18 protein-coding genes are annotated in these 25140 nt (G+C 71.0%); all 18 read left to right on the top strand.

Going from position 1 to position 25140, the window contains the following annotated elements:
- The first annotated feature begins 56 nt into the window (after window positions 1-56).
- The 18 genes from folC (at window position 57) to obgE (ending at window position 25019) form a co-directional block, all read left to right on the top strand.
- The gene (folC, locus tag BLT97_RS22970) at window positions 57-1610 is read left to right on the top strand and encodes a bifunctional tetrahydrofolate synthase/dihydrofolate synthase (RefSeq protein ID WP_176953864.1); all 1554 of its coding nucleotides are present in this window, start codon (window positions 57-59) and stop codon (window positions 1608-1610) included.
- Window positions 1611-1615: 5 nt separating this feature from the next.
- A complete protein-coding gene (locus BLT97_RS22965; protein WP_093613133.1) occupies window positions 1616-1972 on the top strand; it encodes a DUF4233 domain-containing protein in 357 nt (118 codons plus the stop codon).
- Window positions 1973-2127: 155 nt separating this feature from the next.
- The gene (gene ndk / locus BLT97_RS22960) at window positions 2128-2550 is read left to right on the top strand and encodes a nucleoside-diphosphate kinase (protein ID WP_093613131.1); all 423 of its coding nucleotides are present in this window, start codon (window positions 2128-2130) and stop codon (window positions 2548-2550) included.
- Window positions 2551-2876: 326 nt separating this feature from the next.
- Window positions 2877-3896 carry a rod shape-determining protein gene (locus BLT97_RS22955; RefSeq protein ID WP_093613129.1) on the top strand — a complete coding sequence of 340 codons (1020 nt, stop codon included), beginning with the start codon at window positions 2877-2879 and terminating at the stop codon, window positions 3894-3896.
- A gap of 215 nt (window positions 3897-4111) precedes the next feature.
- The gene (gene mreC, locus BLT97_RS22950; protein WP_093613127.1) at window positions 4112-5164 is read left to right on the top strand and encodes a rod shape-determining protein MreC; all 1053 of its coding nucleotides are present in this window, start codon (window positions 4112-4114) and stop codon (window positions 5162-5164) included.
- Between the two features lie 5 nt (window positions 5165-5169).
- Entirely contained in the window at window positions 5170-5841 is a 672-nt protein-coding gene (gene mreD, locus BLT97_RS22945; RefSeq protein WP_093613125.1) for a rod shape-determining protein MreD, read from the top strand.
- Window positions 5838-8009, top strand: a complete 2172-nt coding sequence (gene mrdA / locus BLT97_RS22940) for a penicillin-binding protein 2 (protein ID WP_093613123.1) — start codon at window positions 5838-5840, stop codon at window positions 8007-8009. Before mreD ends, mrdA begins: the two co-directional genes overlap by 4 nt.
- A 34-nt stretch (window positions 8010-8043) precedes the next feature.
- On the top strand, window positions 8044-9231 hold the full coding sequence (gene rodA / locus BLT97_RS22935; RefSeq protein WP_093613121.1) for a rod shape-determining protein RodA: 1188 nt from the start codon (window positions 8044-8046) through the stop codon (window positions 9229-9231).
- Window positions 9232-9354: 123 nt separating this feature from the next.
- Window positions 9355-10959, top strand: a complete 1605-nt coding sequence (locus BLT97_RS22930) for a CYTH and CHAD domain-containing protein (RefSeq protein ID WP_093613119.1) — start codon at window positions 9355-9357, stop codon at window positions 10957-10959.
- A 77-nt stretch (window positions 10960-11036) separates the two neighbouring features.
- The gene (locus BLT97_RS22925; protein ID WP_093613117.1) at window positions 11037-12998 is read left to right on the top strand and encodes a TIGR03960 family B12-binding radical SAM protein; all 1962 of its coding nucleotides are present in this window, start codon (window positions 11037-11039) and stop codon (window positions 12996-12998) included.
- A gap of 195 nt (window positions 12999-13193) precedes the next feature.
- Window positions 13194-15248, top strand: coding sequence for a restriction endonuclease (locus tag BLT97_RS22920; RefSeq protein ID WP_093613297.1), 2055 nt, complete (start codon window positions 13194-13196; stop codon window positions 15246-15248).
- 183 nt (window positions 15249-15431) lie between these two features.
- The gene (locus BLT97_RS22915) at window positions 15432-15950 is read left to right on the top strand and encodes a GNAT family N-acetyltransferase (protein WP_245769487.1); all 519 of its coding nucleotides are present in this window, start codon (window positions 15432-15434) and stop codon (window positions 15948-15950) included.
- A 15-nt stretch (window positions 15951-15965) separates the two neighbouring features.
- Window positions 15966-17204: a hypothetical protein gene (locus BLT97_RS22910; RefSeq protein WP_093613115.1), complete on the top strand. Its 1239-nt coding sequence runs from the start codon at window positions 15966-15968 to the stop codon at window positions 17202-17204.
- 47 nt (window positions 17205-17251) lie between these two features.
- Window positions 17252-18022 carry a TIGR03936 family radical SAM-associated protein gene (locus BLT97_RS22905; protein WP_093613113.1) on the top strand — a complete coding sequence of 257 codons (771 nt, stop codon included), beginning with the start codon at window positions 17252-17254 and terminating at the stop codon, window positions 18020-18022.
- A gap of 285 nt (window positions 18023-18307) precedes the next feature.
- Window positions 18308-22411, top strand: a complete 4104-nt coding sequence (locus BLT97_RS22900; RefSeq protein WP_093613111.1) for an Rne/Rng family ribonuclease — start codon at window positions 18308-18310, stop codon at window positions 22409-22411.
- Between the two features lie 400 nt (window positions 22412-22811).
- Window positions 22812-23132 carry a 50S ribosomal protein L21 gene (gene rplU / locus BLT97_RS22895; RefSeq protein ID WP_093613109.1) on the top strand — a complete coding sequence of 107 codons (321 nt, stop codon included), beginning with the start codon at window positions 22812-22814 and terminating at the stop codon, window positions 23130-23132.
- Window positions 23133-23146: 14 nt separating this feature from the next.
- Window positions 23147-23401, top strand: coding sequence for a 50S ribosomal protein L27 (gene rpmA / locus BLT97_RS22890; RefSeq protein ID WP_093613107.1), 255 nt, complete (start codon window positions 23147-23149; stop codon window positions 23399-23401).
- A 172-nt stretch (window positions 23402-23573) separates the two neighbouring features.
- Complete coding sequence (gene obgE, locus BLT97_RS22885) at window positions 23574-25019, top strand: GTPase ObgE (RefSeq protein WP_093613105.1); 1446 nt, start codon at window positions 23574-23576, stop codon at window positions 25017-25019.
- Window positions 25020-25140 lie beyond the last annotated feature (121 nt).

Genomic DNA, 25140 nt, shown 5'->3' with positions numbered 1-25140 from the left:
CGGTCGCGCCGGTGGCGCGCGGCGGGCTGTCGGTGCACCTCCGTAGACTGGCGTACGTGAGTGAGCTGCCCCCGCGTGACAACGACCCCTTCGACGACGCCGACGCCCTTCCCGACGGTCTCTCCGAGGGCCTGCCGGACGAGTTCGACGAGATCGTCGCCTCCGAGACGACGCGCGACCCCGACCTGGCGGTGATCGAGGCGGGCAGCCGCACCCTGCGCACCCAGGCCGGACCGCCCGCCGCGGACATCCCGGCCCGCCCGGAGGACCCCGAGGTCGACAAGGCGCTGCGCGCGGTCGAGACGGAGCTCGCCTCGCGCTGGGGCGAGACCAAGCTGGAGCCCTCGGTCAGCCGCATCAAGGCGCTGATGGACGTGCTCGGCGAGCCGCAGCGCGCGTACCCCTCGATCCACCTGACGGGCACCAACGGCAAGACGTCCACGGCCCGCATGATCGAGGCCCTGCTCTCCGCCTTCGAGCTGCGCACCGGGCGCTACACCTCGCCCCACGTCCAGTCCGTCACCGAGCGCATCTCGCTCGACCAGGCCCCCATCTCCGCCGAGCGCTTCATCGAGACGTACGAGGACATCAAGCCGTACGTGGAGATGGTGGACGCACAGCAGGAGTACCGGCTGAGCTTCTTCGAGGTCCTGACCGGCATGGCGTACGCGGCCTTCGCGGACGCCCCGGTCGACGTGGCCGTCGTCGAGGTCGGCATGGGCGGCAGCTGGGACGCGACGAACGTGATCGACGCGGACGTCGCCGTCGTCACCCCCATCGACCTCGACCACACCGACCGGCTCGGCAAGACGCCCGGCGAGATCGCGGGCGAGAAGTCCGGGATCATCAAGCAGGACGCCACGGTGATCCTCGCGCAGCAGCCGGTGGACGCCGCCCAGGTGCTGTTGAAGAAGTCCGTCGAGGTCAATGCGACGGTCGCCCGCGAGGGCCTCGAATTCGGCGTCGCCTCGCGGCAGCTCGCGGTCGGCGGCCAGATGGTGACGCTGCGCGGACTCGGCGGCGAGTACGAGGAGATCTTCCTGCCGCTGCACGGCGCGCACCAGGCGCACAACGCGGCGGTGGCGCTCGCCGCCGTCGAGGCCTTCTTCGGCGTGGGCGCGGCCCGCAGCGAGCCGCTCGACATCGACACCGTCCGCAAGGCGTTCTCGCAGGTCTCCTCGCCCGGCCGCCTGGAGATCGTGCGCACCTCGCCCACCGTGCTGCTCGACGCCGCGCACAACCCGGCGGGCGCCCGCGTCACCGCCGCGGCCATCGGCGAGGTCTTCGACTTCAGCCGACTCATCGGCGTGGTCGGCGCGAGCGGCGACAAGGACGTACGGGGTTTCCTGGAGGCGTTCGAGCCGGTCTTCGCGGAGATCGTCGTCACGCAGAACTCCTCGCACCGCGCCATGGACGCCGACGAGCTCGCGGCCGTCGCCGTCGAGGTGTTCGGCGAGGACCGCGTGCAGGTCGAGCCGCGGATGCCCGACGCCATCGAGGCCGCGATCACCCTCGCCGAGGAGGAGGGCGAGTACGCCGGCGGCGGTGTGCTCGTGACCGGTTCCGTCATCACCGTCGGCGAGGCCCGACTGCTCCTGGGGAGGGGCTGACACCGATGCGTACGCTCTGTGCTTCCACGCTGATCGGCGAGTTCTTCATCATCGGCTTCGCCGGTCTGGTCGCCATGAAGGACCCGGACCTGTCGATGGGCACGGTCTGGACGGTCTGCGGCATCGCGATGGCCGTCTCGGTGCTGCTCTGCGGAATGATCACCCGCCCCGGCGGGGTGCAGCTGGGCTGGGCTCTTCAGGTCGCCCTGATCGCCTCGGGCTTCATCGTCCCGACGATGTTCTTCCTCGGCGCCTGCTTCGCGGCGCTGTGGGGCGTCTCGGTGCACTTCGGCCGCAAGATCGACGAGGCGAAGGCGCGGTTCGCGGCGCAGCAGGAGTCGATGGGCGCGGACCCGGCCTGACCGGGCGGTCGACGGGCCCGGACCAGGCGTGGAGCGGGCGGTCGACGGGGCCCGGACCGGGCGTACGGGTACCGCGTACCGGTCCGAGTACAGGCCTGTTGGTGACTCCTTGTAGTCTCTGAGCACCGCACGCCTCATCCAAGGAGCCGCACACGATGTCCACTGGGTCTCAGCGCACCCTCGTCCTCCTGAAGCCGGACGCCGTCCGCCGTTCGCTGGTGGGCGAGATCATCAGCCGTATCGAGCGCAAGGCCGGCTGGCAGATCACCGCGCTGGAGCTGCGCTCCCTGACCCAGGACGTCCTGGAGCAGCACTACGGCGAGCACAAGGGCAAGCCGTTCTACGAGCCGCTCGTGGAGTTCATGTCCTCCGGCCCGGTCGTCGCGCTTGTCGTCGAGGGCGAGCGGGTCATCGAGGGGGTGCGCACCCTCGCCGGTCCGACCGACCCGATCGCCGCCACCCCGGGCTCGATCCGCGGCGACTTCGGCACCATCGTGCGCGAGAACCTGATCCACGCCTCGGACTCCGAGGAGTCGGCCGAGCGCGAGCTGAAGATCTTCTTCCCGGGTCTCGCGTAAGCACCGGGAGGCATCCGGGTGCCCGCGGGGCGCCCCCTCTTTCTGATGCTCCGTCAGGAGGACTACGCCTGTGACCTGGGGCGGCCGGTTTTTCCCCGGCCGCCCCTTGGCATATGCAAGCCGATTGGGGGAACGCATCCTTCCGTCGGCTCGTCCCCATTAGCGGGGCGGCGCTTCGTCTGCTGACAATGGCGAAGACCCCCGCACAGTGCACGTGCAGGCGAGACTACGATGGAAGCCTCCACGCCACCGTGCCCACCGCGCCGACCTGACAAGCCATCAATGCTCCATTTTGGGAAGGCCAGACGCTCCTGATGGGAACCAATATGTCGTTCATCGGCCGTGACATGGCGATCGACCTCGGGACCGCCAACACGCTGGTCTACGTCAGGGGCCGAGGGATCGTACTCAACGAGCCGTCCGTGGTCGCGATCAACACGAACACCGGCGGGATCCTCGCGGTCGGAGCCGAAGCGAAGAAGATGATCGGCCGCACCCCTGGCAACATCGTCGCGGTCCGCCCGCTCAAGGACGGCGTCATCGCCGACTTCGAGATCACCGAGCGGATGCTCCGCTACTTCATCCTGAAGATCCACAAGCGTCGCTACCTGGCCCGCCCGCGTGTGGTCGTCTGCGTGCCGAGCGGTATCACCGGTGTGGAGCGCCGTGCGGTCATCGAGGCCTCCACGCAGGCCGGCGCCCGCCAGGTGCACATCATCGAGGAGCCCATGGCCGCGGCCATCGGTTCGGGCCTGCCGGTCCACGAGGCCACGGGCAACATGGTGGTGGACATCGGCGGCGGCACCACCGAGGTCGCCGTGATCTCGCTGGGAGGAATCGTCACGGCACAGTCGATCCGGGTCGCCGGCGACGAGCTGGACAACGCGATCATCCAGCACATCAAGAAGGAGTACAGCCTCCTCCTCGGTGAGCGCACCGCCGAGCAGATCAAGATCACGATCGGTTCGGCGTACGACCTCGACACCGACGAGCACACCGAGATCCGCGGCCGCGACCTGGTCTCGGGTCTGCCCAAGACCGTGGTGATCTCCGCGGCCGAGGTGCGCAAGGCCATCGAGGAGCCGGTCAACGCGATCGTGGACGCGGTCAAGACCACCCTCGACAAGTGCCCGCCGGAGCTCTCCGGCGACGTCATGGACCGCGGCATCGTCCTCACCGGCGGCGGCGCGCTGCTGCGCGGTCTGGACGAGCGCCTGCGCCGCGAGACCGGCATGCCGATCCACATCGCCGAGGACCCGCTGGACTCGGTGGCGCTGGGCTCCGGCAAGTGCGTCGAGGAGTTCGAGGCGCTCCAGCAGGTCCTCGACGCGACGCCGCGCAGATGACGTAATTCCCGCCGATCCGCCGTATGAAGCTGCCACTTCGTACGGCGGATCGTTGATATAGAGGCAAGACGCCCCTACAAGGGGCCAACAACCGCATAAGGGCAGGAACCGGGACGGGGCCCGCAGGCCGTCCCGGTGACGGCAGGGACGGGTGAGGCCGTCGCGGCCGTCGAAGACGCCACGTACATCCAATGAGGAAGGCACGGCCGCCGCACGTGAGGGACACACGAGAGAGCCGGCTGCTCCTGGTGCTGCTGATCGCCATCGCGTTCGCACTGATCACGGTGGACATCCGCGGGGGAGAGGAGTCGCCGGTCGACGGTGCCCGGCAGGCCGCCGCGACCGTCTTCGGTCCGGTGGAGAACGGGGTATCGGCCGCGGTCGACCCGATCGGCAACGCCATAAAGGCCGTACGCGAGTCCGGCGAGCGCCACGACCGCATCAGCGAACTCGAGCGCGAGAACGCCGCGTTGAAGGCCAAGCTCGGCAGCGACGACCGCAACCGCAGCAAGGTCCGCCAGCTCGACAAGCTGCTCAAGACGGCGGGCGCGGGACAGTACGGCATCAAGGGCGCGCAGGTCATCGGCATAGGAGCGGCCCAGGGCTTCTCCTGGACCGTGACCATCGACGCCGGCGCCGGCGACGGCATCAAGCGCGACATGACCGTGCTCAACGGCGACGGGCTCGTCGGCCGCGTCACCACCGTGGGCCCCTCGACCTCCACCGTGCTGCTCGCCACCGACCCGGACTTCACCGTCGGCACGCGCATGGAGTCCAGCGACGAACTGGGCTTCGCCACCGGCCAGGGCGACCGCCCGCTGTCGGTGCAGATGCTCAACGGCAAGGCCAAGGTCAAGAAGGGCGACCGCATGGTCACCTTCGGCTCCCAGGCCGACAAGCCCTTCGTGCCCGGCGTCCCGATCGGCGAGGTCGTCAAGGTCGACCCGTCCGACGGCGGCCTGACCCGGACCGTGCACCTGGAGCCGTACGTGGGCTTCACGCAGCTCGACATCGTCGGCGTCGTCGTCGAGGCCCCGCGCACCGACCCGCGCGACAAGGTCCTGCCCGAGCCGGTCAAGCCCAAGCCGACGCCGACCGTCACGGTGACCGTGACGCCGTCCGGGGCCGCGGGCGAGAACGGTGAGTTCTCCGCGCAGGGCGAGGAGGGTGCGGCCGCAGGGCGTGAGCCCTCCGCCGGCGAGACCCAGGCACCGGCGACCGGCGCGAGCCGGGACCCGAACGCCGGCGACCAGGACGACCAGGAGTAACTGCCATGCGCTTCAACCGGATCCTCCTGTCGACCACGCTGGTGATCGTCGCGCTCGTCGTCCAGGTCAGCGTCCTGGCCCGGCTGCACCTGCCCGGCGCCGTGCCGGACCTGCTGCTCCTGACCGTGCTCGGCCTCGCGCTCGTCTACGGGCACGTCGGCGGCTGCCTCATCGGCTTCGGCGCCGGCCTGCTCGCCGACCTCGCACCGCCCGCCGACCACGCCGCCGGGCGCTACGCCCTCGTCCTGTGCGTGATCGGCTACCTCGCCGGTCTCGTCCGGCCCGAGAGCGGCCAGGTCCGCACCGCCACCGGACCGATGGCCGTGGTGGTCGGCGCCGCCATCGGCTCCACGCTCCTGTACGCGGGCGTCGGCGCCCTCGTCGGGGACACCGCCGCCCGCCATGTCGGCCTCGGCGGGCTGCTGTTCACGGCCACGCTCTACGACCTGCTGCTCGCGCCGTTCGTCGTGCCGGCCGTGATGTGGCTGGCCAGACGGGCGGAGAACGATCCGCTGGCCGAGAGCAGCGGCGGCAGCAAGGCGAGCGACGTCGCCTCCGGCTGGCTCTCCTCCGGCACCGGGCTGCGTATCGGCAGCCAGCGCGGCGGATTCCGTATGAAGGCGAGCAAGGCCCGGGTCGCCAGGGCCGGACGGATCAAGGGGGTCAAGCGGCTGTGACGAACATTCCGGAGACGGGGCGGACCCCCCGGGTCCAGATCCGCCTGATCATCCTCCAGATCCTCGTCCTGTCGCTGCTCCTCACGCTCGGCGGCCGCCTCTGGTACCTCCAGGTGCGCAACGGCGACGAGTACGCCGACGAGGCCAACGGCAACCACGTCCAGCGCGTGGTAGAGCCCGCCGTGCGCGGCTCGATCCTCGACGCACGCGGCGTACCGCTCGCCGACAACGAGACGCGGCTCGTGGTCTCCGCCTCGCGCACCGAGCTGATGAAGATGAAGGACGACGGCGACGCGGTCCTCACCCGGCTCGCCGGGGTCCTCGGCATGCAGCCCAAGGAAGTGGCCGACAAGGTGCGGCTCTGCAACGCCGAGACCCCGCAGCCCTGTTGGAACGGTTCGCCGTACCAGCCCATCCCCATCACCGACGAGGCCACGCCCAAGCAGGCCCTGCAGATCCGCGAGCGCGCCGAGGACTTCCCCGGCATCACCGCCGAACCCACCGCGGTACGGCGCTACACCGCGCCCGCCGACGCCCGCACCTCCCAGGTGCTCGGCTACCTCTCGCCCGTCACGGACGAGGAGATCCAGGCCGCCAAGGACACGGACTCCCCGTATCTGCGCAGCGACCAGGTCGGCCGCTCGGGCCTGGAGCGCACCTACGACAAGCAGCTGCGCGGCAAGGCCGGCGTCACCGCGTACGAGGTCGACAAGCTCGGCCGGGTCATGCGGCAGACGCAGGCCGAACCGGCCGTGCCCGGGGCGAACGTGGTCACCAGCATCGACGCGCGAGTGCAGGCCGTCGCCGAGTACGAGCTGTACGACGCGATGAAGAAGATCCGCATGGAGACGGACAAGATCACCGGCGAGAAGTACAAGGCCGACTCGGGCGCCGTCGTCGTGATGGAGTCCCGCACCGGCCGCGTCGTGGCCATGGCCTCCAACCCGGACTACGACCCCAACGCCTGGGTCGGCGGCATCTCCGGCAAGGACTACGCCAAGATGACCAGCAAGAAGTCCAACTACCCGCTGCTCAACCGCGCGATCCAGGGCCAGGCCGCCCCCGGCTCGATCTTCAAGGTGGTCTCCGCGAGCGCGGCCGTGCGGGCCGGGTACGACTTCGACGGGCGCTACAACTGCTCCAGCTCGTACAGCCTCGGCAACCGCAGCTTCAAGAACTTCGAGTCCAAGGGGTACGGCCCGATCAGCCTCGGCCAGGCCCTGGAGGTCTCCTGCAACACCGTCTTCTACGCGCTCGGCCACCAGGAGTGGAAGCGCGACGGCGGCAACAAGCCGAAGAAGAACCCCGGCGACTGGTTCTACAAGACCGCCCGCGACTTCGGCCTCGGCGCCGAGACCGGGATCGACCTGCCCAACGAGGTCAGCGGCCGCATCCCGGACCGCAAGTGGAAGCAGGAGTACTGGAAGGCCAACAAGGACATCTGGTGCCAGCAGGGCAAGAAGGACGGGGACTACGCCGAGCGGATCGCGTACGAGAACTGCCTGGAGGGCAACCGCCTCAAGGCCGGTGACAGCGTCAACTACGCCATCGGACAGGGCGACATCCTCGTCACCCCCATCCAGATGGCCACCGTCTACTCGGCGATCAGCAACGGCGGCACGCTCTACGACCCCAGCGTCGGCAAGGCCGTCATCAGCCCCGACGGGCAGCGCGTCGAGGAGATCAAGCCCAAGGCGCACGGCAAGCTGCCGATAAACGGCAAGACCGTCGGACAGCTCGACAAGGCGCTGCGCTCCGTCACGCAGAGCGGTACCGCGGCCTGGCGGTTCGGCGGCTGGCCGCACGACAAGATCCCGATCCGCGCCAAGACCGGTACGGCCCAGGTCTACGGCAAGCAGACCACCTCGTGGCTCGCCACCTACACCGACGACTACACGATCGTGATGACCATCTCCCAGGGTGGTACGGGTTCCGGCGCCTCGGGTCCGGCCGTGCGCAACATCTACGACGCCATGTACGGCCTGGACAAGAGCGGCAAGCAGGACCTGAAGAAGGCGCTGCTTCCCAAGCCGCAGAAGGACCTGCCGAAGATCGAGTCCGACGGCTCGATCGACGCGCCCAAGGTGAAGCCGTACGTGCCGATCCAGGAGGAACCGCCGGCCCAGAACGAGCTGGCGGCCGGGCTGACCCCGGGGAGGCGTGACTGATGCGTCACCGCACCGATGTGGGGAGGACGGCCTGATGGGCGGCTTCTCCGTCTCCGGATACGGGCCCGAACGCGGCACCATGTCCAAGCTCTTCGCGCGCGACTCCCTCGCACGCCGTCTGGACTGGCCGATACTGCTGTGCACGCTCGCGCTCTCGGTGATCGGCTCGGCGCTGGTCTACTCGGCCACCCGCAACCGCACCGAACTCGTCGGCGACGACCCGTACGCGTATGTGCTCAAGCACGTGATGAACGTCGGCATCGGCATCGCCCTGATGATCGGCACGGTCTGGCTCGGCCACCGCACCCTGCGCACGGCCGTGCCGATCCTCTACGGCGTCTCGGTCTTCCTGGTCCTGCTCGTGCTCACCCCGCTGGGCACCACCATCAACGGTGCGCACGCGTGGCTGGACCTCGGCGGACTCTCGCTCCAGCCCTCGGAGTTCGTGAAGATCACGATCATCCTCGGGATGGCGATGCTGCTCGCCGCGCGCGTGGACGCCGGCGACCGCGAGTACCCCGACCACCGCACGGTGGTGCAGGCCCTCGGCCTGGCGGCCGTCCCGATAATGATCACGATGCTGATGCCGGACCTCGGCTCGGTCATGGTGATGGCGATGATCGTGCTCGGGGTGCTGCTCGCCTCCGGGGCCTCCAACCGCTGGATCCTCGGCCTGCTCGGCACGGGTGCGGCCGGTGCGCTCGCCGTCTGGCAGCTCGGTGTCCTCGACGACTACCAGATCGCCCGCTTCGCGGCCTTCGCCAACCCCGCGCTCGACCCCTCCGGCGTCGGCTACAACACCAACCAGGCCCGTATCGCCATCGGTTCGGGCGGTCTGACCGGCGCCGGGCTCGGCAACGGCTCGCAGACCACCGGCCAGTTCGTGCCGGAGCAGCAGACCGACTTCATCTTCACCGTCGCCGGTGAGGAACTCGGCTTCCTCGGCGCCGGGTTGATCATCGTGCTGCTCGGTGTGGTGCTGTGGCGCGCCTGCCGGATCGCCCGCGAGACCACCGAGCTGTACGGCACGATCGTGGCCGCCGGGATCATCGCCTGGTTCGCCTTCCAGGCCTTCGAGAACATCGGGATGTGCCTGGGCATCATGCCGGTGGCCGGTCTGCCGCTGCCGTTCGTCTCGTACGGCGGCACCTCGATGTTCGCGGTGTGGATCGCGATCGGACTGCTCCAGTCCATCCGGGTGCAGCGGCCGATGTCGGCGTAGCGGCACCACGGACATCGGACGGCCCGGGCGTCGGGGGAGAACCTCCACGCCCGGGCCATCCGCCGTTCATGAGGCGGCCACCACCATCTGGTTCGCGCAACGATTCGCGTCTAGATTCAGGCCATGGCGGAGACGAAGCGCGAGATCGAGCGGAAATACGAGGCTTCTGCACCGGGCGGCAAGCTGCCCTCGCTGTCCAAGGTCGCGGGCGTCTCGTCCGTCATCGACAAGGGCGTCACCGAACTCGACGCCACGTACTACGACACCGCGGACCTGCGGCTCGCGGCCGCCTCGCGCACCCTGCGCCGCCGCACCGGCGGGGACGACGCGGGCTGGCATCTGAAGCTGCCGGTCGCCGCCGGGGTCCGCGACGAGGTGCGGGCCCCGCTCTCCGCCACCGTCCCGCGCGCGCTCTCGGGTCTGGTCCGCTCCCGGATCCGTGCCCTGCCGCTGATACCGGTCGTACGGCTGCGCTCCGCGCGCGACGTCCGCCACCTCGTGGACGCGGACGGCGCGCTGCTCGCCGAGGTCAGCATCGACACCGTGGACGCGGAGCGGCTGACCGAAGGCGGCGGCACCAGCAGCTGGACCGAGATCGAGGTCGAGCTCGCCGACGGCGTCGACCCGGCCTTCCTCGACAAGGTCGAGAAGCGGCTGCGCAAAGCCGGTGTCCAGCCGTCGAAGTCCGCGTCCAAGCTGGCCCGCGCGCTCGCCGAGACCGGATCCGTAACGCCGAAGAAGGGACGGACCCCGAAGCCCGTCACCGCCGGCGACCACGTCCTCTCCTACCTCCGCGCCCAGCGCGACGCCCTCGTCGAGCTCGACCCGGCCGTACGCCAGGACCTGCCCGACTCCGTGCACCAGATGCGGGTGGCGACCCGGCGCATGCGCAGCGCCTTCCGTTCGTACGCGAAGGTGCTCGACCGTGCCGTCACCGACCCGATCGGTGCGGAACTCAAGTGGCTGGCCGGGGAGTTGGGGCTCGACAGAGATCGCGAGGTGCTCACCGAGCGGATCCAGAGTGCCGTCGCGGAGCTGCCGCGGCAGCTCGTCGTCGGGCCCGTGCGCACCCGGCTGCGCACCTGGTCGGCGGCCCGGCGCAGCGGCTCGCGCCGGCATGTGATCGCCGTCCTGGACGGCAGGCGCTACCTCGCGCTGCTCGACACCCTCGACGCGCTGCTCGCCGACCCGCCGCTGAAGGCGGCCGCCGCCAAGGAGCCCGCGCAGGTGCTCGAGAAGGTGGTGGCGCGCGACCGCGCAAAGCTCGGGCGGCTGATCGGGCAGGCCCTGGAGGCGGCGCCGGGCGAGGACCGCGACCTGGCGCTGCACGAGGCCCGCAAGAAGGCCAAGCGCACCCGGTACGCGGCCGAGGCGGCCCGGCCCGCGCTCGGCGCGGCGGCCGCCGAGGAGATGCGGCACATGAAGATGCTGCAAGGGCTGCTCGGCGACCACCAGGACAGCGTGATGACCCGCATCGCGCTGCGCGAGATCGCCGGCCAGGCGCAGGCGGCGGGCGAGAGCTCCTTCACGTACGGGCTCCTGTACGGGCGCGAGGAGCAGCGGGCGGCCATCGCGGAGGCGGCGCTGCCGGAGGCCTGGGATCCCGCGATGCCGGACCTGACGGAACGGGCGGAGCGGCTGCTGCGTGCGGCGGCGCTGGAGCGGGCCGCCCACCGGCAGGCGGCCGCGGCGCGGGCGGAGGCGGAGGGGGCGGCTTTGGGCGGCTGACCTGCGCGGTTCGGGAGCTTGGTCATCGGGCCGTTAAGCTAGAGGGTCACCCCTGCCAGCTCACCGAAAGTCCCGAGATGTCTGTCGAGTCGGTCTTCCCACAGCTTGAGGCCCTGCTCCCGCACGTGCAGAAGCCGATCCAGTACGTGGGTGGCGAGCTGAACTCCACCGTCAAGCCGTGGGACGAGTGCGACGTCCGCTGGGCGCTCATGTACCCGGACGCGTACGAGGTCGGCCTGCCCAACCAGGGCGTCATGATCCTCTACGAGGTCCTCAACGAGCGCGAGGGTGTGCTCGCCGAGCGCACCTACAGCGTGTGGCCGGACCTGGAAGCGCTGATGCGCGAGCACCAGGTCCCGCAGTTCACGGTGGACTCGCACCGCCCCGTGAAGGCCTTCGACGTGTTCGGCCTGTCCTTCTCCACGGAGCTGGGCTACACCAACATGCTCACGGCCCTCGACCTCGCGGGCATCCCGCTGGAGTCGAAGGACCGCACCCTGGAGGACCCGATCGTCCTCGCGGGCGGCCACGCGGCCTTCAACCCCGAGCCGATCGCGGACTTCATCGACGCGGCGATCATCGGCGACGGCGAGCAGGCCGTCCTCGACATGACCGCGATCATCAAGCAGTGGAAGGCCGAGGGCCGTCCCGGCGGCCGCGAGGAGGTGCTGCTCCGCCTCGCCAAGACGGGCAGCGTCTACATCCCCGCCTTCTACGACGTGGAGTACCTGCCCGACGGCCGCATCGGCCGCGTCGTGCCGAACCGCTCGGGCGTGCCGTGGCGCGTCTCGAAGCACACGGTCATGGACCTCGACGAGTGGCCCTACCCCAAGCAGCCGCTCGTCCCGCTCGCCGAGACAGTGCACGAGCGCATGTCCGTCGAAATCTTCCGCGGCTGCACCCGCGGCTGCCGTTTCTGCCAGGCCGGCATGATCACGCGTCCCGTACGGGAGCGAAGCATCACCGGCATCGGCGAGATGGTGGACAAGGGCCTGAAGGCGACGGGCTTCGAAGAGGTCGGCCTGCTGTCCTTGTCGTCGGCGGACCACTCGGAGATCGGCGACATCGCCAAGGGCCTCGCGGACCGCTACGAGGAGGACAAGATCGGCTTGTCCCTGCCCTCGACCCGCGTGGACGCCTTCAACGTGGACCTGGCCAATGAGCTGACCCGCAACGGCCGCCGCTCGGGTCTGACCTTCGCCCCCGAGGGCGGCTCCGAGCGCATGCGCAAGGTCATCAACAAGATGGTCTCGGAAGAGGACCTGATCCGTACGGTCGCGACGGCCTACGGCAACGGCTGGCGCCAGGTGAAGCTCTACTTCATGTGCGGCCTGCCGACGGAGACGGACGAGGACGTCCTGCAGATCGCCGACATGGCCACCGCCGTGATTGCCAAGGGCCGTGAGGTCTCGGGCAAGAACGACATCCGGGCCACGGTCTCGATCGGCGGCTTCGTCCCCAAGCCGCACACGCCGTTCCAGTGGGCCCCGCAGCTCTCCGCCGAGGAGACGGACGCCCGCCTGGAGAAGCTCCGCGACAAGATCCGCGGCGACAAGAAGTACGGCCGCTCCATCGGCTTCCGCTACCACGACGGCAAGCCGGGCATCGTGGAAGGCCTCCTGTCCCGCGGCGACCGCCGTATCGGCGACGTGATCCGCGCGGTCTACGAGGACGGCGGCCGCTTCGACGGCTGGCGCGAGCACTTCTCGTACGACCGCTGGATGGCCTGCGCGGACAAGGCACTTGAGCCGTACGGCGTGGACGTCGACTGGTACACGACCCGCGAGCGCACCTACGAGGAGGTCCTGCCCTGGGACCACCTGGACTCGGGCCTCGACAAGGACTGGCTCTGGGAGGACTGGCAGGACGCCCTCGACGAGACCGAGGTCGAGGACTGCCGCTGGACCCCGTGCTTCGACTGCGGCGTCTGCCCGCAGATGGACACCCACATCCAGATCGGCCCCACGGGCAAGAAGCTGCTCCCGCTGACGGTCAAGAACGCCGGCCCGACACCGGCGGTGAGCGGGCACAGCCACTGAGGCCGCCGGCACCTTCTCGTCTGCTCTTCCACAGAACCCCCTCCGATTCGGAGGGGGTTCTGCACTATCGGGACCGCCCTTGCCATGTGGATATCCCGGCTGCCAATTCCTGGATAAAGTCGGCTTGTCACGACTGGTTGTGGGGACAACCAGATGCGGGTCGGCGCTGCCGACATCCTGGGGAGGGCTGAGCGCATGAGCCGTCGCTCTGCTGGTTTCGTCAATTCGTGGGCCGAGGCGCAGCGTCAGTACCAGCGCCAGATCGAGGCCGAACAACGGCAGCGGCGGGAGGAAGCGCGGCAGGCGCGCAATCTTCAGCGGCGCGCGGATCAGGAGTACCGGGAGTACCGGCAGGCGGAAGCCAGGCAGCGGACGGCGGAGCTGGACGAGCAGGTGGCCACCCTGCAGGGGCTGCTCACCGCCGGATGCCAGGCGCCCGCGTTCCGTGCCGCGTCATTGAGGCGTGCGGAAGAGGCTGCGCCCTTCGATCCGGGGCCGCTCGCCTGGCCGGTGCGCATGCCGGATCCGAACCAGTACCAGGCACAAGGGGGTTGGACCGCCAGCCGGCGTGCCCAGGCCCAGGCGGAAGCGCGGGCCCGCTTCGAGCACGACTGGCAGGCAGCGCAGACTGCTGAGGCGCAGCGCCTGCAGCGATTAGCCGCCGCCCAACGGGATCACGAGCAAAGGGCCGAGGCCCAGCGCGCCGAGGTGCGACGGCACAACGCCGGTATCGACGAGGCGACCGCGGCGGTCAGGCGTGGGGACCCCGAGGCGGTGGTCGAGTACTTCTCGGCGGCGCTCTACTCCTCGGCTGCCTGGCCCGAAGGCTTTCCCCGCCAGGTCACGGCAGCCTTCGACCCGGCCGCACGTCAGTTGGTGCTGGACTGGGAGCTGCCCGGGTACGACGTGGTCCCGGAAGCGAAGTCGGTGCGCTTCGTGCCGTCCCAGAACCAGGACAAGGAGACAGCGCGCCCCGTGACGCAACGGCGGGCGCTGTACCGGGAAGTACTCGCGCAGAGCGTGCTGCTGGTTCTGCGCCAGCTCTTCACGGCGGACGAGTACGGCACCCTCGACTCGGTGGCGCTCAACGGCTTCGTGGACGCGCCCGACCCTGCCACAGGCAGGCAGACCCATATCTTCCTGGCCACTGTCATGGCTCAGCGGGCGGCGTTCGCCGACCTTCACCTGGAGCAGGTCGATCCCACGAGTTGCCTCACGGGCGCGTTACGGGGGCAGCTCGCGACGAAGCCGGACCAGTTGACGCCGGTACGGCCGAGCCGGCAACCCCAGGAGGTCGGGAACCGGATCGTCACGCACGGCGGTGACGGGGACGAACCGGATCTTCACGAGATGGACCCGATCGCCTTCGAGTCCCTCGTCGCCGATCTGTTCCGTGCGATGGGCATGCAGGCGGTGACCACGCAACGCTCGAACGACGGCGGGGTGGACGTCGACGCGCTGGACCCGACGCCCATCCGGGGCGGCAAGATCGTCGTCCAGGTGAAGCGCTATCGCAACACCGTGCCGCCGACTGCGGTGCGTGACCTGTACGGAACCGTGCAGGATGCCGGCGCCAACAAGGGTGTGCTGGTCACGACTTCGGGGTTCGGTCCGGGCTCCCACACCTTCGCCCGCGGCAAGCCGCTGGAGCTCATCGCGGGTGGCGAGCTCGTCGATCTGCTCCACCGGCACGGACTGCGCGGGCGCCTCGGCGAGGGTGCGGTGCCGGACCCGGCCCCACCGGCGCAGCCGGACTCCGCGACGGACGATTACAACGTGCTGGGTATGACCTGGTCCGGCAACGTCGCGCTGGATGTCTGCGCGCTCGTCTGCCGCGGCAACCAGGTCCTCAGCGAGGAGCACTTCGTCTTCTTCAACAACGCGCAGACACCTGACGGCTCGGTGCGGGCCGTGCAGGCTTCGCCGCCCGACAAGGCAGCCATTCGCGTTGCCTTCGACGAGTTGCCGACGCATGCCGACCGACTCGTCCTGGTGGCAGCCGTGGACCCGGAGGTGAATCCGGAGGCGGATCTCGCCGCGTTCACCGATGCGTGCATCCGGCTCCTCGCCCCGTCAATGGCGGAACTCGGGCGGCTCGAAGTCTCCGACGGCCGTGCGGGGGAGACGGCACTGGTGCTCGGCTCATTCCGGCACCGTGCAAGCGGGGACTGGGATTTCGTCCTCGGAGGAAAGGGCTACACCGGAGGGCTGGAACAGCTCCTCCAGGATTACGGCATCGAAGTGGAGTGACGACGCGGGGCCCGGCGGGCAGTGCGGCCGGGGCCGGCCCACTCGAGGATCTTGTGCGGGCTCGCACGGACCGGCATGCTGCGGGCCATGGCCCTTTCCGGGGGTGCTGAGGTGTCCGCGGCGGGTGGTGGTGCGGGGGAGGGTGGTGCGGTGAGGCCGGGGTTGATCCTGCCTGATGTACGCGTGCGCGCGTCCTTCGTCGCCGCGCAGGAGGAGGACATCGCGGCGGGCGACCTGACCGGGGCGCTCGACCGCGAACTGCCCGTGTACGGCGCCGACTGGCACACGCCCGAAGGCTTCGCACGCTACGTGAACGACGTGCGCGAGGAGGCCCTGGAGGAAGGCCGCCGTCCTGCCGGATTCGTGCCGGCCACCTGGTACTGGTTCGTGGCCGGTGACACCTACCTCGGCCGCATCCAACTGCGTCACCGCCTCACCTCCCAACTCCTCGCCTACGGCGGCCACATCGGCTACCGCGTCCGCCCCTCCGCACGCAGGCAGGGGCACGCCACGGCGATGCTGCGCGCCGTGCTGCCGCACGCCCACCGTCTCGGGCTGGACCGCGTCCTCGTGACCTGCGACCACGACAACACCGGCTCCCGGAAAGTGATCGAGGCGAACGGCGGGGTCCTCGAGGACGAGCGCGACGGCAAGCTGCGTTACTGGGTCGCAACACAACCGCGCATCCGAGACGCCTCCTGAAGCGTCCTGACAGGCATGGACCTCGAGAAGGCACCCCAGGCGTCCCCGGCGCCGCCCCCGGCGCGTGAGCCCGAGGGGTGTATAGCGGCCGCGGTGCGCATTCCCGTACGGATCGTCGTGCTCGTGCTCGTCGTGCCGGTGCGCATGGTGTGGGACGCGCTGGTCGTGGGCGGGAAGTTCGTGCAGCGGACTCTGCTGCTGCCCCTGGGCAGAGGGCTGGCCTGGCTGGGGCGGGTGCTGTTCGTGGTGCCTGCCGTGTTCCTGTGGGAGCAGGTGCTTGTCCCCGTCGGGCATGGGCTGTTGTGGCTCGGGCGGATGGCCGGGGTCGGGCTCGGGTGGGTCGGCAAGGCGTTGTTCGTGTGGCCGTGGGTGGCGTTGTGGCGGTACGTGCTCGCGCCGGTGGGCGTCGGGATCGGCTGGCTGGGGCGGGTGCTGTTCGTGGTGCCTGCCGTTTGGTTGTACGCGTATGTCCTTACGCCCCTCGGGCATGGCCTGGCCTGGTTGGGGCGGATGGCCGGGGTCGGGCTCGGGTGGGTCGGCAAGGCGTTGTTCGTGTGGCCGTGGGTGGCGTTGTGGCAGTACGTGCTCGCGCCCGTCGGCCGAGGGCTCCTTTGGCTCGGGGCCGTCTCGGTCGCCGGGCTCGCCTGGCTTGGGCGGGTGTTGTTCGTCGTGCCGGCCGTGTGGTTGTACGCGTACGTGCTCACGCCCGTCGGGCGCGGGCTCGTCACGCTCCTGAGGTGGATCTTCGTCGTGCCGCTCGTCGCCCTGTGGCGGTGGGTGCTCGTGCCCGTCGGCAAGGCGCTCGCGGTCGTCGGGCGCGAGATCGGGGACGCGCTCGGGCACGCCTGGCGGATCGCCGGACGGATCTCGCGGACCGTCGGACGCGCCCTCGGCACCCTGCTGCGCTGGATCTTCGTGGAGCCCGTGCGCTGGGCGTACCGGACCGTCCTGACGCCGGTCGGCCATTTCGTACGGGACGCGGTGCTCAGGCCCGTGGGGCAGGCGGTGCGCGAAGCCGGCCGCAGTGCGCGCAAAGCCCTCACGGCGGCGCGGGAAAGCGCACGTCAGGCGCGTGCGGACTTCCGGCGCATGGTGTTCGGGGCGCCGCGCCCGGAGCCCGAGCCCATCCCCGTACAAAAGGCCCGGCGGGAACCAGCCGCGGCCCAGGCACGTACTCTAGGTAGCAGTACGACCGCACCTGCACACCATCAGCCGCTGCCGAATGCGGCGGCGGTGAAGTTCACGAAGGACTGACGACACTGGGCAAGCGACAGCCCGAAGGCCCGCCGCCCGCACCCGCGGTGCAGCGCATCCGACTGCGCTACACCAAGCGCGGCCGCCTCCGGTTCACCAGCCACCGCGACTTCCAGCGCGCCTTCGAGCGCGCTCTGCGTCGCGCAGAGGTCCCCATGGCGTACTCGGCGGGCTTCACGCCGCACCCCAAGGTGTCCTACGCCAATGCCGCACCCACCGGCACGGGCAGTGAGGCCGAGTACCTGGAGATCGCCCTGACGGAGAAGCGCGACCCCGCGCAGCTCCGTGTCCTCCTCGACGAGTCGCTGCCCGACGGGCTCGACATCACCGAGGCGGTCGAGGCCCGCACCTCGGGTCTCGCGGACCGGCTCCAGGCCTCGGTCTGGGAGCTCAGGCTCGACGGAGTCGAGCTCGCGCAGGCCGAAGCCGCCGTGCAGACCTTCCTCGCCGCCGAGACCGTCGAGGTCGGGCGGCTCACGAAGAACGGGATGCGCACCTTCGACGCCCGCGCAGCCGTCGCCGATCTGCAGGCACTCGAACCCCGGGCTGATAGGCCGGGCGCCGGGCCCTGTGCGATACTGCGGCTGGTTGTAAGGCATGCAACGCCCGCCGTACGACCCGACGACGTCCTGTCCGGTCTCCGAGCCGTAGCCGACTTGGTGCCGCCGGTCCCCGCAGCGGTGACCAGGCTGGCCCAGGGGCCCTTCGATGAGGAGTCCGGCACGGTGACCGACCCGCTCGCGCCCGACCGCGAGGCGGCCGCGCCCTCCACCCAAGAGGACGCCGCGCCGACCGCCGCGGCAGCGCTGGGCCAGTGATCTGACGGGGTAATCCCCGACAGATTCCGGGAAGGTCCCGCGCAGGGACGGTCGCCGTACGCGCAGCCCTCGTACTCGGGAGCCACCTGGGTCGGGCCGCGCACCGACCACCAGACTTTCGCCAGGCCGTGCGCACACCGCGTACCGGAACCGGCGAGACAGACACATACAGCTCCCGTGCGGCGCCCGCGCCTGCCGGACGAGCGGCCTCGGTTCTCACGCCCGGGCCGTGGACGTCATCGGCACCGGCGCGGCGCCCGGGAGCGTGACGGGAGAACCGCCCGCATGCTCGAGCCGAAGAACGCCGACGAACCCGGTACGTCCGGGGACGCCGAGAACAACAACGCACCCGGCGACAAGCTGCCGCCGCGCCGCCGACGCCGCGCCGCGTCCCGCCCGGCGGGACCGCCGGCCGCAGCGACCACCGAGGCCGCCGCATCGGACGCGCCGGCCATACCGGCCACCGAGGCCGTCGCCGAGCCGGTCGCCGCCGAGGACCCCGTGGTCCCGGACGTGGCCGAGGCCGAGGCCGGAGCGCAGTCCGCCGAGAAGCCGGCCGAGGAGTCCGCCGCACCCGCGCGGACCCGCCGCCGCGCCACCCGTCGGGCCTCCGCGCCCGCCGGTGCGCCCAAGAGCGCCGAGAGCGCACCCGTGACCGAGCCGGTCGCCGCCGCCCCGGTCGCCGATGACGAGGACGAGGCGGAGGCCGTCGAGGAGACCGCCGCCGTCGCCGAGCCGGTGGTCGAGGAGACCCCCGAGCCTGCCGCCGAGGAGCCCGCGCCCCGCGCCCGTACGCGCCGTCGCGCCACCCGCAAGGTGTCGGCTCCCGAGGCCGCGGCCGCCGAGCCGGCCGTCGAGCCGGCTGTCGAGGAGCCCGCCGCGGCCGAGCCTGCTGCGGCCGCCGAGGCCGAACAGGCCCCGGTCGCCGAGGCCGCGCCGACCGCCGAGGAAGCGCCCGCCAAGGGCGGCCGTACGCGTCGTCGTGCCACCCGCAAGGCCACCGCTCCCGCGGGTGCGCCGGTGGGCGGCGAGGAGCCGGAGGCCGTGCAGGCCGAGGCCGCTCAGCCCGTGGCGGACACGGACGGCAGCGCCGCGAAGAGCGCGGACGGGAGCGCCGTGAAGAGCACGGACAAGGGCGCCCGCAAGGCTGCCGAGAAGAACGCCGAGTCGGCGAAGGACGAGGCCGAGGAGGCGCCCCGCCGGGGCCGTCGCCGCGCCACCCGCAAGTCCGCCGCGCTCTTCTCCGAGCCGGCCGCCGCCGAGGCCAAGGAGGAGACCGCCGAGGAGGCGCCGCGCGCCGCGCGCCGGCCCGCCGTCGCCGTCTTCCAGGCGCCGGTCTTCACCGAGCCCATGTTCCAGACGCCCGAGCGCGCCGCGGCCGCCGCCGCTGCCGAGGCCGCCGAGGCGCAGGACGAGGACGAGAGCGCCGAGCAGGCCGATGAGGCCGTCGAGGCGCCCACCGGGTCGCGTCGCCGTCGCCGCCGCCGTGGTGAGCAGACCGAGCCCGCCGCCGAGACCGCGCAGACCGTCGAGCCCGCCGAGTCCGCGGAGGACGCGGACGCCGACGATCAGGACGGCGCCGAGGCCTCCGACGCAGACAGCGAGGACACGGACGAGCAGGGCGGCCGTTCGGGCCGTCGCCGCCGCCGGGGCGGCCGCCGCCGCCGTCGCGGTGAGGCCTCCGACCAGGACGGCGACGGCGAGGAGTCCGCGGACTCCGCCGACGACTCGGCCGAGGACGAGAGCGCCGACGAGCCGGACGACGCCGACGAGGACGAGGGACGCGACGCGCACGGCGAGCGCGAGGGCGGTTCGAGCAGCAGCAGCCGCAGGCGTCGCCGCCGTCGCCGCCGCGCCGGTGACACCTCTGTGGACACCGAGCCGGGCGACGGCGACCCGGAGCGCACGGTCGTCAAGGTGCGCGAGCCGCGCGCCAAGAAGTCCGAGGCCGAGCAGGCCAGCGACGAGGTGCAGTCCATCAAGGGCTCCACGCGTCTGGAGGCCAAGAAGCAGCGCCGCCGCGAGGGCCGCGAGCAGGGCCGCCGCCGCGTGCCGATCATCACCGAGGCCGAGTTCCTGGCGCGCCGCGAGGCCGTCGAGCGCGTCATGGTGGTGCGTCAGCAGGGCGAGCGCACCCAGATCGGCGTCCTCGAGGACAACGTGCTCGTGGAGCACTACGTCAACAAGGAGCAGGCCACCTCGTACGTCGGCAACGTCTACCTGGGCAAGGTCCAGAACGTGCTGCCGTCGATGGAGGCCGCGTTCATCGACATCGGCAAGGGGCGCAACGCCGTCCTGTACGCCGGTGAGGTCAACTTCGAGGCGCTCGGCATGGCCAACGGGCCGCGCCGTATCGAATCCGCCCTGAAGTCCGGCCAGTCGGTGCTCGTCCAGGTCACCAAGGACCCGATCGGTCACAAGGGCGCCCGTCTGACCAGCCAGGTCTCGCTGCCGGGCCGCTACCTCGTGTACGTGCCCGAGGGCTCCATGACCGGCATCAGCCGCAAGCTCCCGGACACGGAGCGCGCGCGTCTGAAGACCATCCTCAAGAAGATCGTCCCCGAGGACGCGGGCGTCATCGTGCGCACCGCCGCCGAGGGCGCGAGCGAGGACGAGCTGCGCCGTGACGTCGAGCGCCTCCAGGCGCAGTGGGCCGACATCCAGAAGAAGTCCAAGCAGATCTCGACCTCGTCGCCGAGCCTGCTGTACGGCGAGCCGGACATGACCGTCCGCGTCGTGCGCGACATCTTCAACGAGGACTTCTCGAAGGTCATCGTCAGCGGTGACGAGGCGTGGGACACCATCCACGGTTACGTCTCGCACGTCGCCCCCGACCTGGCGGACCGGCTGCAGAAGTGGACCTCCGAGGTCGACGTCTTCGCCACGTACCGGATCGACGAGCAGCTCGCCAAGGCGCTCGACCGCAAGGTCTGGCTGCCGTCCGGCGGCTCGCTGGTGATCGACAAGACCGAGGCGATGGTCGTGGTCGACGTCAACACCGGCAAGTTCACCGGCCAGGGCGGCAACCTCGAGGAGACCGTCACGAGGAACAACCTCGAGGCGGCCGAGGAGATCGTGCGCCAGCTGCGACTGCGCGACCTCGGCGGCATCGTGGTCATCGACTTCATCGACATGGTCCTGGAATCCAACCGGGACCTGGTCCTGCGCCGGCTCCTCGAATGCCTGGGCCGCGACCGTACGAAGCACCAGGTCGCGGAGGTCACCTCGCTGGGTCTGGTGCAGATGACCCGTAAGCGCGTGGGCCAGGGCCTCCTGGAGTCCTTCTCCGAGACCTGCGTCCACTGCAACGGCCGCGGTGTCATCGTGCACATGGAGCAGGCCACCACCTCCGGCGGAGGCGGCGGCAAGCGCAGCAAGAAGCGCGGCAAGGGCGGCTCCGAGCACCACGAGCACACGCACGCGGTGGAGGAGGCGGCCGAGAAGACCGCCGAGCCTGCCGAGCACGTCGAGACGGAGGCCGAGGTGGCTGCCGAGGCCGCTGCCCCGGTGAAGCTGGACGAGCCCGAGTTCCGGCCGGACGAGGAGCTGTACTCCAGCCCGGCCGAGGCCGAGGCCGCCGCGTCCCGCGGCCGCTCGCGGCGCCGGGCCACCCGCAAGGTGTCCGCGCCGGCGGGTGCGCCGAAGGTGTCCGAGGCGAAGGCGTCGGAGGCGAAGGCTGCCGAGCCCAAGGCCGAGCGGTCCGAGGCGGAGCAGCCGAAGGCTGCGGAGCCGGTCAAGGCCGAGGCGACCGAGCCGGCCGTCGAGGCCGCGCAGACCGCCGAGGTCTCCGAGGACGCCGCGCCGAAGGGCCGTACGCGCCGCCGGGCCACCCGGAAGGCCACCGCCCCGGCGGGTGCGCCCAAGGCGGCCGCGGAGCCGGCCGAGGTCATCGTGACGGAGCCCGCACCGGCGTCCGTGGCGGAGCCCGTGCAGGAGACGCCCGCGGAGCAGCCCGCGGCCGAGTCCGTACAGGAGCAGGCCGAGGCACCGGCGGCCGAGAGCGCGGCTCCCGCCCGTCCGCGGCGCCGTGCCGTGCGCAGGGCGTCCGCGCCGACCACCTCTGCGGACGCGGCCGTGCTGGTCGTGCCCGCGGCCGGTGGCGAGGGCGCGTCCGGTGGCGAGGCCGCCGGGTCCGAGCCGCAGCCGACCGCCGGGGCCGAGGCCGCGGCGGAGGGCGAGGAGGCGGCGCCGGCCAAGAAGGCCGCGCGCAAGTCGGCCAAGAAGGCCACCGCCAAGAAGGCCGCGACGAAGAAGACCGCGGCCACGAAGAAGACGGCGGCCAAGAAGACCGCCGCCAAGAAGGCGACCACGAAGAAGGCGGCGGCCAAGAAGACCGCGGCGGCCGAGCAGCAGACGCTGCCGTCCGTCTCGGCCTCGGCCGACGACTGACCGTTCCGCTGCCGTGTCGCGGCCCGTCCCGGGTGTCCCGGGGCGGGCCGCGCGGTCGTTACGGGGCGGCTTGAGCTGTGATCGCGGGGGCGGCCTGAGCCGGGCTTACGGGGCGGCCTGAGCTGCCATCATGGTGGGGCCGCGCGGTCCTTACGACGTGCCCCAGCGGCGTCCTGCGAGGCGGCCGGGGGCCCGGTTTGACCCTCGCAGCGACGCCCCGTAACCTTGACCGTCGGCGTGTTCCTTGCGCGCCATCGCCTCGTAAACCTTTTCCTTCCGGATCCTTCTGCGAAGTTCGGCCCGGAAGCCTCCCGGTCTCGGTTACCAGGAGAGGCCGCCTGCCCGAGGTGGGCGGCTGGACTGCGAGGACCAGCTTCGAGTCAGAGAGAGTGAGATCCGCGTGTACGCCATCGTGCGCAGCGGTGGTCGCCAGCACAAGGTTGCTGTGGGCGACATCGTTGAGGTTGACAAGATTTCCACCGCCAAGGTCGGCGACACGGTCGAGCTCTCGACCCTGCTGCTGGTCGACGGCGAGTCCGTGACCAGCGACCCGTGGGTGCTGGCCGGCATCAAGGTCCAGGCCGAGGTCGTGGACCACCACAAGGGCGCGAAGATCGACATCCTTCGCTACAAGAACAAGACCGGCTACCGCCGTCGTCAGGGCCACCGCCAGCAGTACACGGCGATCAAGGTCACCGACATCCCCACGGCTGCGAAGTAAGGGACTGAGGAGAGATGGCACACAAGAAGGGCGCATCGTCCACTCGGAACGGTCGCGATTCCAACGCTCAGCGGCTCGGCGTGAAGCGCTTCGGCGGTCAGGTCGTCAACGCCGGTGAGATCCTGGTCCGCCAGCGCGGCACCCACTTCCACCCGGGCACGGGCGTCGGCCGCGGTGGCGACGACACCCTGTTCGCCCTGCAGGCCGGTGCGGTGCAGTTCGGCACCCACCGTGGCCGCAAGGTCGTGAACATCGTTCCGGCTGCCTGAGCAATCAGCGCACCGTTGAGCACCTGAGAGATCAGGACTCGTAGAGCGAACTGTCGAAGGCGGGCCTCCTTCCCCTGGCGGGAAGCAGGTCCGCCTTTGCCGTGTTAGACGTAAGACAAATCCGTATATCTCTCGGCGGCGTGCCGGGAGGATCACCTGGAGGCACCCCACCATGACCACCTTCGTGGACCGCGTCGAGCTGCACATCGCCGCGGGTAACGGAGGCCACGGCTGTGCCTCCGTCCACCGTGAGAAGTTCAAGCCGCTCGGCGGGCCCGACGGCGGCAACGGCGGACGCGGCGGCGATGTGATCCTCACCGTCGACCAGTCCGTGACCACGCTGCTCGAGTACCACCACTCCCCGCACCGCAAGGCCACCAACGGCCAGCCCGGCGCCGGCGACCACCGCACCGGCAAGGAGGGCCAGGACCTGGTCCTGCCCGTGCCGGACGGCACCGTCGTCCTCGACAAGCAGGGCAACGTGCTCGCGGACTTGGTCGGGCACGGCACCTCGTACGTGGCCGCGCAGGGCGGCCGCGGCGGGCTCGGCAACGCCGCGCTGGCCTCCGCGCGCCGCAAGGCGCCCGGCTTCGCGCTGCTCGGCGAGCCCGGCGACTTCGGCGACATCGTCCTGGAGCTCAAGACGGTCGCGGACGTCGCGCTCGTCGGCTACCCGAGCGCCGGCAAGTCCTCGCTGATCTCCGTCCTGAGCGCCGCCAAGCCGAAGATCGCCGACTACCCGTTCACCACCCTGGTGCCCAACCTCGGTGTGGTGACGGCCGGTTCGACCGTCTACACCATCGCCGACGTGCCCGGCCTCATCCCCGGCGCCAGCCAGGGCAAGGGCCTCGGCCTGGAGTTCCTGCGGCACGTCGAGCGCTGCTCCGTCCTCGTCCACGTCCTGGACACCGCGACGCTGGAGTCCGAGCGCGACCCGATCTCCGACCTCGACATCATCGAGGAGGAGCTCAAGCAGTACGGCGGCCTCGACGACCGGCCCCGCATCGTCGTCCTCAACAAGATCGACATCCCCGACGGCAAGGACCTCGCCGACATGGTCCGCCCGGACCTGGAGGCCCGCGGCTACCGCGTGTTCGAGGTGTCCGCCGTCGCGCGTACGGGCCTCAAGGAGCTGTCGTTCGCCCTGGCCGGCCTGGTCGCCGAGGCGCGTGCCGCCAAGCCCGTCGAGGAGGCCACGCGGATCGTGATCCGCCCGAAGGCCGTCGACGAGTCCGGTTTCACCGTGCAGCGCGAGGAGCTCGAGGGCGAGCCGGTGTTCCGCGTACGCGGCGACAAGCCGGAGCGCTGGGTGCGCCAGACCGACTTCAACAACGACGAGGCCGTCGGCTACCTGGCCGACCGGCTCAACCGCCTCGGTGTCGAGGACCAGTTGATGAAGGCCGGTGCCCGCGCGGGCGACGCGGTGGCGATCGGCCCCGAGGACAATGCGGTGGTCTTCGACTTCGACCCGTCCGTGATGACGGGCGCGGAGATGCTGGGCCGCCGCGGCGAGGACCACCGCTTCGACGCGCCGCGCCCCGCCGCCCAGCGCCGCTCCGACCGGCAGGCGGCGCGGGACGAGGCGCAGCAGGAGTTCGACGACTTCGAGGCGTTCTGACCGACGGTAGGTATCCGGCCGGGTGACCGGCGGTACGCGTCCGGCCGGGCCGAAACCCCAGGGCCGTGGGAACCTTCGGGGGCCCGCGGCCCTCTTCGATGCCGGGCACAACCTTTTCCCC

Origin of the sequence: Streptomyces indicus (assembly GCF_900100315.1) — a bacterium.
Taxonomy (GTDB): Bacteria; Actinomycetota; Actinomycetes; order Streptomycetales; family Streptomycetaceae; genus Streptomyces; species Streptomyces indicus.
This window is presented reverse-complemented; position numbering and strand designations above follow the sequence as displayed.

Coding starts and splice junctions, on each gene's coding strand:
- BLT97_RS22965 (WP_093613133.1), top strand. CDS start 1,616: ATGCGTACGCTCTGTGCTTCCACGCTGATCGGCGAGTTCTTCATCATC.
- ndk (WP_093613131.1), top strand. CDS start 2,128: ATGTCCACTGGGTCTCAGCGCACCCTCGTCCTCCTGAAGCCGGACGCC.
- BLT97_RS22955 (WP_093613129.1), top strand. CDS start 2,877: ATGTCGTTCATCGGCCGTGACATGGCGATCGACCTCGGGACCGCCAAC.
- mreD (WP_093613125.1), top strand. CDS start 5,170: ATGCGCTTCAACCGGATCCTCCTGTCGACCACGCTGGTGATCGTCGCG.
- rodA (WP_093613121.1), top strand. CDS start 8,044: ATGGGCGGCTTCTCCGTCTCCGGATACGGGCCCGAACGCGGCACCATG.
- BLT97_RS22930 (WP_093613119.1), top strand. CDS start 9,355: ATGGCGGAGACGAAGCGCGAGATCGAGCGGAAATACGAGGCTTCTGCA.
- BLT97_RS22925 (WP_093613117.1), top strand. CDS start 11,037: ATGTCTGTCGAGTCGGTCTTCCCACAGCTTGAGGCCCTGCTCCCGCAC.
- BLT97_RS22920 (WP_093613297.1), top strand. CDS start 13,194: ATGAGCCGTCGCTCTGCTGGTTTCGTCAATTCGTGGGCCGAGGCGCAG.
- BLT97_RS22910 (WP_093613115.1), top strand. CDS start 15,966: ATGGACCTCGAGAAGGCACCCCAGGCGTCCCCGGCGCCGCCCCCGGCG.
- BLT97_RS22900 (WP_093613111.1), top strand. CDS start 18,308: ATGCTCGAGCCGAAGAACGCCGACGAACCCGGTACGTCCGGGGACGCC.
- rpmA (WP_093613107.1), top strand. CDS start 23,147: ATGGCACACAAGAAGGGCGCATCGTCCACTCGGAACGGTCGCGATTCC.
- obgE (WP_093613105.1), top strand. CDS start 23,574: ATGACCACCTTCGTGGACCGCGTCGAGCTGCACATCGCCGCGGGTAAC.